Here is an 11,672-nt window from a genome sequence, read left to right on the forward strand (position 1 = left end):
GGCGATCTTTTCGTGGCTGCTGGCCGACGGCATCGTGGAAAAGGTCAACGTCAAGGCCAATTACGCGCAGGCCCAGGGCATCCTCAAAACGGCGGTGGGTTCCATGCATCCGCTCTCGGCCGTAGCGCAGTGCAAGCTGGTCTCGGCCATCGCCCCGCAGCGCCTGCTCACGCTCGACGTGCTCACCGAATGGGCGGCGGGCAAGGTCCGGCTGCCGTTTATCCGCATCGACCCGCTCAAGATCGACTTCACCAAAGTGGCCGATGTGATGACCGCGAGCTATGCCGCGCGCTTTAACATCCTGCCCATCGAACTGAACGGCACCACCCTGGTGGTGGCCACCGCCGAACCGTTCTCGGTCGAGTGGGAAGCCGAGATCACCAAGGTATCGCGGCGCAAGATCGAGCTGGTGATCGCCAACCCGCTGGAAATTTCGCAATATATTTCGCAGTTCTTCAGCCTGGCCAAGTCGATCAAGGACGCCAACAAGTCCAAGGGCCAGGACCTGGCGCTGCGCAACAACTTCGAACAACTGGTCGAACTGGGCAAGTCGAACAAGCTCGACGCCAACGACCAGCACGTGGTCAACATCGTCGACTGGCTGTGGCAGTACGCCTTCGAGCAGCGCGCTTCCGACATTCATCTTGAACCGAAGCGCGAGATTGCCTCGGTGCGCTTCCGCATCGATGGCGTGCTGCACCAGGTCTACCAGGTGCCGGCGGTGGTGATGATCGCCATGACGGCGCGCATCAAGCTGCTCGGGCGCATGGATGTGATCGAAAAGCGCCGCCCGCAGGACGGCCGCATCAAGACCCTCACCAGCGGCGGCCAGGAAGTCGAGCTGCGCCTGTCGACCATGCCGACCGCCTTTGGCGAAAAGCTGGTGATGCGGATTTTCGATCCGGAAGTGGTGGTCAAGACCCTGCCCGAGCTCGGCTTTCCGGCGGACGACGCGGCGCGCTGGGATGGGCTGACCACGCGCCCGCACGGCATCATCCTGGTGACCGGCCCGACCGGATCGGGCAAGACCACCACCCTGTACACCACGCTCAAGGCGCTGGCCACCACCGAAGTCAATGTGTGCACGGTGGAAGACCCGATCGAGATGGTCGAGCCCTCGTTCAACCAGATGCAGGTGCAGCCCGGCGTCGACCTCGGCTTTTCCGAGGGGGTGCGGGCGCTGATGCGACAAGATCCCGACATCATCATGGTGGGCGAGATCCGCGACCTGGCCACGGCCGAAATGGCGATCCAGGCGGCCCTGACGGGCCACCTGGTGCTGTCGACCCTGCACACCAACGATGCGCCCTCGGCCGTGATGCGGCTGCTGGAACTGGGCGTGCCGCATTACCTGCTGGAAGCGACGCTGATCGGCATCATGGCGCAGCGCCTGGTGCGCACCCTGTGTCCGCTGTGCAAGGCGCCCGGGGGCGAGCTCAACGACGATGTGTGGGAGAGCATCGGCGGCTCCTGGCACATTCCCAAGCCAGAGGTGGTGTACCGGCCGATCGGCTGTCCGGAATGCCGCCAGACGGGTTTTCGCGGCCGTACCGGCCTGTACGAGTTGCTGACGGTGACGGAAGGCTTTACCAACATGATCGGCAAGCAGACCGACCTGGCGACCTTGCGCAAGCAAAGCGTGGACGACGGCATGAAACCGCTGCGCATCGCCGGCGCGTACAAGATCATCGAGGGGATGACCACGGCCGAGGAAGTGCTCAAAGTCACCGCCAAGCTGACCTGAACCGGGGCACGACAACAGCTGTTGCAAAACTTCCTAGCGGAAATCGAAATCGCCAGCTATAATATTGCCTCTTTCGGGGTCGTTAGCTCAGCTGGTAGAGCAGCGGACTTTTAATCCGTTGGTCGCAGGTTCGAATCCCGCACGGCCTACCAAGATGCAAGCAAAAAGCCCACGAACGCAAGTTCGTGGGCTTTTTTGTCTGGCACTCATGCGTCTGCGACCTATTGGCAAGAATGGCCTGTGAATCAGGTTTTATTCATGTCAGTGGCTTAATGTTGGCTTTGACATCAACTTTTAATCTTTTTGCCACCTCCACGTATTTTTTCGGCAACAGACTTTCCAGTACCAGGAAGACTCGCACTTGCGGAGGTTTATCAGGGCAGTCTATGAGTGCCTGCGCTTCAAGAACGGCCTGATATTTCACGACCTGATACAAGCCGCGCTCATAATCCCGCTCAAGTCCGTCAGAGACCGCGGATTTCACTTCAACCCCGATCCACCAATCCTCCGACTTAAAAAAGACGTCAATTTCATCGCCGGATCGCAATACATATTCGTTCGATGAAAACCATGACGCGTCGGCACCGACCAGTTCCGGGTGGTTCTTCACGAATAGTTTAAGCGCCTTGTGCTGCTCCGACTCGCCGCCGCCCCAACCACCGCCGGAGTTTTTCTTATTCTCACTATCAACGGCGGGCACCGGATCCAAACCGAGACGCTCGAGAACTTCATTCCACCTGTCGCCAAATCGAATGATTTTTTCATGCTCATTCGCCAGCTTTGACCGTTTCTCTGCCAAAATCAACTGCTCATATCCGGTCCACCTCTCCTTGACACCAACCCCTGGCAATCCCTTATTGGGGCCTTGTCCTGCGACCACTATTGTCGTCAGATACGGGGTGGGCTGGGACCAATTGAGGTCGACGCCCTCGATCATCGATGTCACGCGACTGAGAACGTGGCCGAGGCCGCGCGCCCACGGTTCGCCATTCTTGTTCAGACGGCCCAAGCTTGCGGCAAGTTCCTTATAGGTCAACGTCTCCATTAATTGATCGTTTTGCTCGAGCACATGGGCGATCAGAATGGGGAGGCAACGCTTTGCATACATTTCCGTAGACGCCTTCTCATGTTCATCCTGGGCGAAAAGCACAAGATCATCATCAGCGTCTTCGTCCTCTCCATTACTATCATTTTGATCTGGGATTTCGTCAGGAATTCCCACCTTCCGCTGCGCTGCAGTCATACCCGGAAAATCCCCGCGCGGACTGACTAATTCGTACAAATAGGCTGGCTGCAGTGGTTCCTCCTGCCTCATCCGGCCGAAGGCCTCCTCCACTCTCAATCGTTCCAGCATTGCTGCCTCCGAAAAATCGAAGATTCGCTTGAGCTCATGGGCGCGATCCAAATAAAAATGTTTCACGCTTCTTGCATCAGGTTCCTCTGTGTGGAAATAAGGCTCCGCTTCATAGCCAACTACCCGCAGCCGGTCTTTCGCTGCCCTTCGCAAATTCTGGTCGGCTTGCGCGCCGTGCGTCCGGGCGGGCCCCTTCCACAATTTCATCTTTCCACCAATCTTTACAAACTTACGCACTTTGGCCTCAAGTGGGTCAAACACGCTAACGATCTCATCCGTCCAAAGCGTGCAAACGAGAATATCGTCGCTTCCGAAGGCGTTCCAGGGTGTATCAAGCTGTGCGTATCCCTTTCCCCGCGCATGCGTATTCAAACCACACGTCATCAGCCAAAATTCGTGACAGCTTTTCTCGATTCGTTCATTCACTGGCGTTACTCCATATTGGGGAAAGACATGTGACAACTATGACATGTCGTGGCCTAGCAAAGCAACAGCCAATTTCCCTTGATTCAAGTAAGGCAAAGCGGGAAAAGGAAATTTAGCGCCGGTGCGTGGGGAGCTTGCGCCGGCGCGCGAGCATCAGCCCGATGGCGGACACGCCAAACAGGGCCAGCGATGCCGGCTCAGGCACCACCATGTCGTCCATGGCCCACTGGGTTCCGCTGCTGTTATAAATGATCAGCGTATCGATGTCGCCCCAACCGAGCTGCACCCACAAGGGCGTGACGGTATTGAGCACGAACGAGGCCGCTGTCGAATACATCAACTGGCCGTTGTGGTATCCCTCGAACGCGATTTCCTGCTCAACCCAGGCGGACGTGAAAAACGCCCCGGAGAAAATGAAGGTTCCGCCATCAGCTGTCGATATCGCCACGGTGCCGCCATCGCGGTTATAAGCCGTGTTGGTTTGCGAAACGGTGCCCGCCTCATAGCCGCTGCCCGGAAATGCATCCGAACGGATCGCCCCCATATTGTCCCAGTTCAGGCCCCGATAACCGTCCGGAATCGCTTCGGCAAAGTCTCCGGACAGATCGTCGAAGCTGATCACTCCGGCGAACGAGGTGCCGCAACAGACTCCCAGCAACAGCGACAGCATCATCTTTTTCAGCGTCATGCGCATATGTTTACTCCTCCAACATCCATTAGTGAAAGCCGCCGGACGATGGCCCCGCACCGAGGCAAGGGCCATCCGCTGCGGTTAGCGTGCGAGGCTGGCAATGTCAGCGTCGCTTAATGCCGAACCGTAGATGCGCAGATCGTCCATCGATCCTTTGTAGGGCACATCCCACCAGTTCACGCCCAGCGAAAACACGCCGCCGGCGGTCGTGAACACGTTCGGAAAATTCGCCCCACTGAAACGCCTCACACCGTTGACGTACACGCTGACAGCGCCGTTCTTGACGGTAAAGGCCACGTGCGACCACTGCCCGGCTGGGATATTCATCCCCGCGCCGGCGTCGTACCATGCCGTTCCCGACCACAGCATGGTCGCGCCGCCGACAACATCGTGCCCCTTCGGCATCAGGCTGATCCACGCATCGCCATTGCGCGCGCCAAAGAAGGTGGTGCTGAATGCGGTCAGTTGTGCCGGCTTGAGCCAGATGGCCACCGTGTAGGTATTGGTCGAGATGAGGCCATTCGGCAGGCGCACGCCGCTCGCACCGTTGAAGACGGCGGCACTGCCTTTCATGCCCGCCTCATAGCCCAGGCTGCCTCCTGCGATATCGATGTTGGGGCCGCTGACCATCCCGGCGCCGAACGCCCCGGTCGAGTCGCCCAGGTTGCCGTCAAACGCATAATGGACAAGCATGCCGCCCTGTTTGCGGACGGTCACGGCAAACGACTTGACGACCCTCGCGTTACCTTTGCCGATGGTGGCAGTGAGCGTGACGGTCACGTCGCTGGCCGGGCTGGTGACCACACCGGTATTGCTCAATACGGACGGATGCGACGATGCCCAACTGATCGTGGCATCGCGCGCGCCGCTCGTCGGCAGCGTCATATTGCCCGTTACCGCGCTCGTGTTGCCCAGACTAAGTTCGGAATGGATGGCGGCCGCCACCTGCGCGTCGGTACGGGGAATCAGGCGGCTGCCGATGACGGCAATGCCGTCACGTGAGCTTGCGGAAAACGTCATGACATAGCTTTTCGACGTTTCATCCCATTGGCTGAGAAACACGCCTTTGAAAGTCGACGCGCCAGGCAGATTGATCTCGATCCGATTGCTGCCCACCAGCGCCCAGCTACCCGACACCGCTCCCGTCACCGTCCCGTTCGCGTTGAGGGTGATCAGCCGGGATTTCTTGATGGTGGCCGAGATATCTTTGCCCTGATTGACGAACATGTAATCGCCGAGCAAGAATTCGCGGCGCACCGCCGCCAGGTTTTCATTGGCATGGCGGTACGGGGCCACCACTGGCCAGCCATCGGCGTTCATGAACATCTGGTGGACGCGGATTTCGTGCTGATCGCCACGCTCGGGGAAGCGCGTGTGGAAAACCAGGAAGTGCTTGCCGGTAGCCGCGTCGTAAAAGGCCGAATTATGGCCGGCGGACACATAACCGGTGCCGATGCCCGTGCCGGCGTCACCAAGCTTGCGCTCAAACAGGAAATTGCCCATGATTTTGACGCCATAGGGGGCAATCGATGCATCGTCAAACACGGGCTTGGCCGGATCCGATTTGACCTTGGCCATGTTATTGCCCTGGGCATCGACATACGGACCGTCCGCGGATGTCGCGCGCGCAACGCGCATATTGTAGCCGCCGCTGGCATCGAGGCCGCCGAACGAGGTAAACATGTAGTAGTACGACGTGACGGGACTGTACATCACGTACGCCCCTTCGATCCGGCTGTGATTACCGCCCATCAGGTGTTTGCCGTAGCCCTGCCCCGGCAGCGGCATGCCGGTCGCCGGATTCATCTGCAGGATGAAGATGCCGCCCGAATAAGAGCCGTAGATCATCCACAGCCGGCCGCCATTATCGAAAAATACATTCGGATCGACGGTATTCGGATGCTTGAGCGCGTCATAGGTGGTGCCATCGTGGCTGGCCTGGCCCCACATGCCCGATTTGAGGATGATTCCCTTGTTAACGTACGGGCCTTCGATATGATTGGCGACAGCAATACCCAAGGCCGAGCGCGGGGAGTCGCCTTTGCACGCGTTGTAATACATATAGTATTTGCCATCGGCGAGGCGAATGACGTCCGGCGCCCACAGCGTCGTCGTTTGCGCCCAGGCGAATGTTTCCGCCAATTCGGTATAAACGTTGCTCGAACCGTTCAGGAACAATGGATTGGTGGCGCTGGCACTGTCAGTCATTTGCTGCCACTTCATCAGATCCTTTGATTTTGCCGATGCCAGGTGGGAGCCGAATACATAATATGTGTCGCCCGACTTGACCACGGAAGGATCATGGACGGAAGCATTTTGAAACGCTGCAGGCGTATAGGCTGCCTGCGCCGCTGCGTTTGTGGACAGCACTGACGACGCCAGTACGGCGCAAGCACCCCACAGTGATACGGATTTATTCAATTTATTGTCTCCATTATATTTATCGTTCTACTTTCCACATACCTTGCAGCTAATATCCGATTATTCCGCCGCATCAGCATGAATTATTTTCTTGCCAACATTCCAGGATGGCGGCGCCCGGCATCCGTCTTCCCTCATAAAGACCGGATATGCCTGATATTCGCACTGGATGAGGAGAATGCGCGATTTTTCGCCGCTTTGCAACCGGCATTTATTCATCGGCAAAAAGGAGGATGTGGGGAAAATGGGGATATTTCCAATTGGAAGTCTTTGCGATTCCAAAATATCTGATTAATAGCCATTTTCCGAAAATTCGGATATCGGTGCCGCCCCTGTCGATAATGTTTTTTCGCAAAAAGACGATAAACCGGAATAAAAAGATATCGCAGCGGCTTTGGCCGTTCGAGCGGGGCCGGCATTTTTCGTGTCGTGTGCATGCGACACAGTGCAAGAGTCATCGGCTCGCGGTTCCGCTCCGTGCTTCCTTCCCACGCTCGATCACCCCATGCACTTGCGCCTCGCTCACCGTGGCCAATTCGCGGCGGGACTGACGCCCGCAAGAGTGCGTCCATGCGGGGCGCCCATAAAAAAGCCAACCTTCGGGTTGGCTTTCGTTTTGCAGCAGTCGGAGAACACGTCGCAGCGCGGATATGTGCGCCTGCCCCGTCGTCTATTTGTTTTGAAAATACAGAACGATCAGGCCGAACGGTGCGACGAAGACTGCAATTCCCAGGACAATCGCTAGCACCAACAGATTCCAGAGCACCAGCGCGACGACGCTCACGTAGTAGGTGCCGTCACCGCGGAGCAAACCGAACACGCTGGAAACGAAGTGCCGCGCATAGGGATAGAGCAGGACATTGGCGATCATCAGGGCATACATCGGCCACAAAATCCCAAATTCGCCTTTTTTAGACAACATGAAGTTGAAGATGATCGCCGTGGGAATCAGCGCATAGATAAACTGCCGGACGTAATAGGCGGGCCGCAAGCCGAAAAACGTTCTTGAAATAATGGGGTGCATTGAATACTCCGAATAATGATCTGCTCGCTGCGCCCATCACGGCGATGGCTTGCCGACGGGCTTGCTACCTTGTAAAGTGTTGCATGTTTGCCATGCCGCCGTCAAATCGATTTGTTGATACGAGGGCAGCTCAAGACCAAGGGGGCACAAACGCCCCGTCGGTCCGCTACAGCGGCAATGCGACTGACGGCCATCGCGGCCGCCTTTGACCGCTAATTTTTCGCCGCCGCTGCGCGCTTTTCCCAAAAACTGGCATTCTTGATACCCAGCTTGATCGGGTCGAAGGTAATCGGGCCGCCGGCCTTTAACTGGGCTTCGTAATCGCGCAGGCACAGCATGGTCGGTTTGGCCATGAAGAAAATGATCAGGATGCCGATGATGTTAATCCACGCCATGATGCCGACACCAATATCGCCGAGATTCCAGATATAGCCAGCGCTATTGATCGTGCCGTAAGTCACCATCGCCATGATCACCAATTTCACCATGACCAACGGCACGCCGCGCTTGAAAAAGCGGTTCAGGTAGGCGATATTGGTTTCCGCAATATAGTAGTAAGCAATAATGGTCGTGAAGGCGAAGAAGAACAGCGCCACGCCGACAAACATCGGACCGAAGCCGCCGAAAGCCGACTGCAGCGCCATCTGGGTAAATGCCGCCGAACCTATTTCGGTGCTGGCTGGCAGGTTTTGCACGATAAACTGGCCATCGGGCAGCGTCCCCTGGACGTTGTACTGATTGGTAATCAAGATCATCAAGGCAGTGGCAGTGCAGACCAGCAGGGTATCGACGTAAATCGAAAACGCCTGCACCAGCCCCTGCTGGGCCGGGTGTTCAGTTTCCGCTGCGGCTGCCGCATGGGTTCCCGTCCCCTGCCCGGCTTCGTTGGAATAGACACCGCGCTTCACGCCCCAGCCGATCGCAGCGCCAAAACCGGCTTGCGCCGTAAATGCATCCGAAAAAATCAGGCTGAAGACGCCGGGCAGCTTCTCGATGTTCATTCCGACAACAACCAACGCCAGCACGATATAGCCGAGCGCCATGAAAGGCACGACGTATTCTGTAAATTGCGCAATGCGCTTGATGCCGCCGAAAATGATCACCGCCAGCAGCGCCAGGATGGCGCCCAGGCCGATCAGTTTATGTGTTCCCACCGGACCCAGAACGGTGTCGACCATGTCGCCGTTGCCGAAAATCTGGGTTACGGCATTGCCAACGGCATTGGCTTGCACGCCAGGCAGGAAGATGCCGCAGGCGATGACGGACGAGATGGCAAAGGCGATGCCCAGCCAGCGCCAGCCCAGGCAACGTTCGAAGAAATAGGCCGAGCCGCCGCGATACTGGCCGTCCTCTTCCACTTTATAGAGTTGGCCCAAGGTCGACTCGGCATAGGCCGTGCTGGCGCCCAGGAAGGCCACGACCCACATCCAGAACACCGCACCGGGGCCGCCGAAACCGATGGCCGCGGCGACGCCGGCGATATTGCCCACGCCAACCCGGCCGGAAAGCGAGACCGCGAGGGCCTGGAATGAGGAGATGCCGGAATCGGTGTTCTTGCGTTTGAACAGCAGCCGCAACATCTCCTTGACTTGCCTGACCTGGACAAAGCGGGTCTGGATCGAGTAAAACAAACCTGCACCGAGGCAAAGGTAAATCAATCCCTTGCTCCAGATGATGCCATTCAGACCGTCAATAAAACCTTCCATTCGAACCTCTTCTCGTATGTGTGAAGCTGGACTCCCGCGCATTTGACAGGGAGCATCAATGACAACTGGAAGGAAAGCAATGCCTGCGCCAGCCTGAAGGGAACGTCTGATACAGGCGGCAACCAGGCATGCGGATTCGTATTTTAAGTGATTAGTTCCAAGAAAGACATGATTTGGCCTGTTTGTCGACGTCGGGACGGCATGTCTATACAGCCTTCATAAAGAGCAAGGATTCGCCGCTTTCGCGGCAAACCCTACCCAAAAACGTGCACACTCTGCCCTGTTCAGGCGCTTACCACTTCATCTCGCCCTTGCTGACCTTGGCGCCGATATCGAGCGCCAGGCCCGGCGGCGCGTCGGGATAAGCGCTCTTCATGCGCGCGATCAGCTCGGCGCTGTTGGCGGTCGCCGCCAGCGCTGTCTCGTAACGCTTGAGGTAGCCTTGGGTGTAGGCGATGCTGCTCTGGTCGAGTTGCGTGCCCGCCTTCATGTGCCCCGGAATGACCACGACCGGTTTTAGCGCGGCCATTTCCTCAAGCTGGGCGCTCCACGCGCTGCGTTGCGCCGCCGTTGGCGCATCGGCCATCCACAGATGCAGCTTGCCGAACACGCCGATGGTGCCGGTGACGGTCTTGATCGATGGAATCCACACATACGGACGATGGGCCAGCGCGCCCTGGGTGCCGCGCACTTCGACCGCCTGGCCGTCGACCGTGAGCGTCATGTTGTGCAGCGCGGTCGGCAGGCTGGTCGCGGCTGGGGCGTTGACGCCCATCTTGGGGGTCCAGAAGGCTACCTTGGCCGCCATCTTTTCCTTGATTTTCTCGATCACTTGCGGCGTGGCGACCACTTGCGCCTTGGGGAAAATTTGCTTGAGCGTGTCCACGCCGAAGTAGTAATCCGGATCGGCCTGGCTGACCAGGATGGTGGTGAGCTGCTTGCCGCTGTCGAGCACGTTGGCGGCGATGCGCAGCGCGTCGGCGCGGGTAAAGCCGGCGTCGATCACCATCGCTTCGGTCTCGCCATAAATCAAGGTCGAATTGACGTTGAAGCTGGCGCCATCGGCGTTGTAGACCTTGGTTTGCAGGGCGGGCGCGGCCAGCGCATTGGTAAAGACCAGGGTCAGGGCGGCGGCAATGGCGGTGGTGCGGAACATAGTGACTCCAATAAAGTTGTTGTACGGAAGCGGCCAGTGTAATGATGTCTTTAGCGCCGATAAACGGGTTAAACTGCGCATGACTGTTTCATGGATCGGACAAATGGACCGAATCACAGCAATGCGTGTCTTCATCGAGGTGGCCACCAGCGGCAGCTTCAGCGCCAGCGCGGACAAGCTCGACATGTCGCGGGCCATGGTCACGCGCTATGTGTCGGAAATGGAAAAATGGCTGGGTACGCGCTTGCTGCAACGGACGACGCGCCGCGTCACGCTCACCGATGCCGGCGAAAACTGCTTGCGGCGCAGCCAGCAGATGCTGTCCTTAAGCGAAGCGATGGAAGAAGACACCGCCAGCGGCGGCGAGCTGCGCGGACAGTTGCGCGTCACCTGCAGCATGTCGTTCGGACACGCGCAGCTGGCGCAGGCGCTCACGCGTTTTTTGGAGCGCCATCCGCGCCTGCATATCGATCTCAATCTGAACGAAGGCGCGCTCAACCTGGTGGAAGCACGGATCGACCTGGCCATCCGTATCAGCGGCGAACCGTCGCCCCTGCTGATCGCGCGCCCGCTGGCGCAATGCGATTCCTTGCTGGTGGCCGCCCCGGCCTACCTGGATACGCACGGCGCGCCGGCCGCGCCACGGGAACTGGAAAGCCACCGCTGCCTCAGCCATGCCAATGTGGGGCGCAACATCTGGTCGTTTGCGCGCGATGGGGAGTCGACCGAGGTCGATGTGCTCAGCTATTTCAGCGCGAATGACGCCACCGCCCTGCTGGCCTCGGCGCTGGCCGGCGGCGGCATCGCCATGCTGCCGACCTACCTCGTCAATCCGATGGTCGCCAGCGGCGCCTTGCGCCAGGTGTTGCCCGGGTGGCGCATGCCGGCCCTGACGATTTATGCGATTTATCCGTCGCGCCGGCAATTGTCGCCGTCGGTGCGCGCGCTACTGGATTTTTTGGTGGACCACTTCGCCGTCCTGCCGTGGTGAGGCAGGCACGCGTGCCTGTGGAGAAACCCGCACGCCGCTGCTAGCAGCCTGTCGGACTTGGAGAGTCGAAGCGAAAAAATAGCTGGGCGAGGCCAGATTTTGACGATTTCGCAGTGCCAATAGCGAGCTATTGGCCGAGAAAGCGGCGAAATATGGGCC

8 protein-coding genes and 1 tRNA gene are annotated in these 11,672 nt (G+C 58.4%); 3 read left to right on the forward strand and 6 right to left on the reverse strand.

Annotated elements, in window-relative coordinates; translation table 11 throughout:
- Positions 1–103 precede the first annotated feature (103 nt).
- The gene (locus tag F2P46_RS28890; protein WP_229509504.1) at positions 104–1,744 is read left to right on the forward strand and encodes a GspE/PulE family protein; all 1,641 of its coding nucleotides are present in this window, start codon (positions 104–106) and stop codon (positions 1,742–1,744) included.
- Between the two features lie 76 nt (positions 1,745–1,820).
- Positions 1,821–1,896 (forward strand) — tRNA-Lys (locus F2P46_RS28895).
- 104 nt (positions 1,897–2,000) lie between these two features.
- On the opposite strand, the gene F2P46_RS28900 is transcribed toward F2P46_RS28895, so the two are convergent.
- The 6 genes from F2P46_RS28900 to F2P46_RS28925 all read right to left on the reverse strand — a co-directional run bounded on the left by F2P46_RS28900 (position 2,001) and on the right by F2P46_RS28925 (position 10,522).
- A complete protein-coding gene (locus F2P46_RS28900; protein ID WP_166896759.1) occupies positions 2,001–3,524 on the reverse strand; it encodes a hypothetical protein in 1,524 nt (507 codons plus the stop codon).
- 112 nt (positions 3,525–3,636) lie between these two features.
- Positions 3,637–4,218, reverse strand: coding sequence for a PEP-CTERM sorting domain-containing protein (locus F2P46_RS28905; RefSeq protein ID WP_166896761.1), 582 nt, complete (start codon positions 4,216–4,218; stop codon positions 3,637–3,639).
- Positions 4,219–4,296: 78 nt separating this feature from the next.
- Entirely contained in the window at positions 4,297–6,585 is a 2,289-nt protein-coding gene (locus F2P46_RS38615) for a family 43 glycosylhydrolase (RefSeq protein WP_368737971.1), read from the reverse strand.
- Positions 6,586–7,306: 721 nt separating this feature from the next.
- Positions 7,307–7,660 (reverse strand): hypothetical protein, encoded by a 354-nt coding sequence (locus F2P46_RS28915; protein ID WP_166896765.1) that lies wholly within the window; start codon positions 7,658–7,660, stop codon positions 7,307–7,309.
- A gap of 212 nt (positions 7,661–7,872) precedes the next feature.
- Positions 7,873–9,366 (reverse strand): alanine/glycine:cation symporter family protein, encoded by a 1,494-nt coding sequence (locus tag F2P46_RS28920; protein ID WP_166896767.1) that lies wholly within the window; start codon positions 9,364–9,366, stop codon positions 7,873–7,875.
- A 292-nt stretch (positions 9,367–9,658) separates the two neighbouring features.
- The gene (locus F2P46_RS28925) at positions 9,659–10,522 is read right to left on the reverse strand and encodes an MBL fold metallo-hydrolase (protein WP_166896769.1); all 864 of its coding nucleotides are present in this window, start codon (positions 10,520–10,522) and stop codon (positions 9,659–9,661) included.
- Between the two features lie 103 nt (positions 10,523–10,625).
- On the opposite strand from F2P46_RS28925, the gene F2P46_RS28930 reads away from it, so the two are divergent.
- A complete protein-coding gene (locus F2P46_RS28930) occupies positions 10,626–11,513 on the forward strand; it encodes a LysR family transcriptional regulator (RefSeq protein ID WP_166896771.1) in 888 nt (295 codons plus the stop codon).
- Positions 11,514–11,672: the final 159 nt, after the last annotated feature.

This window comes from Massilia sp. CCM 8734 (genome assembly GCF_011682155.1).
Lineage (GTDB): Bacteria > Pseudomonadota > Gammaproteobacteria > Burkholderiales > Burkholderiaceae_D > Telluria_A > Telluria_A rubra.

Excerpts from the sequence above, each read along its gene's own strand:
- F2P46_RS28890 (WP_229509504.1), top strand. The coding sequence starts at position 104 with ATGCATCCGCTCTCGGCCGTAGCGCAGTGCAAGCTGGTCTCGGCCATC.
- F2P46_RS28905 (WP_166896761.1), bottom strand. The coding sequence starts at position 4,218 with ATGCGCATGACGCTGAAAAAGATGATGCTGTCGCTGTTGCTGGGAGTC.
- F2P46_RS28915 (WP_166896765.1), bottom strand. The coding sequence starts at position 7,660 with ATGCACCCCATTATTTCAAGAACGTTTTTCGGCTTGCGGCCCGCCTAT.
- F2P46_RS28920 (WP_166896767.1), bottom strand. The coding sequence starts at position 9,366 with ATGGAAGGTTTTATTGACGGTCTGAATGGCATCATCTGGAGCAAGGGA.
- F2P46_RS28925 (WP_166896769.1), bottom strand. The coding sequence starts at position 10,522 with ATGTTCCGCACCACCGCCATTGCCGCCGCCCTGACCCTGGTCTTTACC.
- F2P46_RS28930 (WP_166896771.1), top strand. The coding sequence starts at position 10,626 with ATGGACCGAATCACAGCAATGCGTGTCTTCATCGAGGTGGCCACCAGC.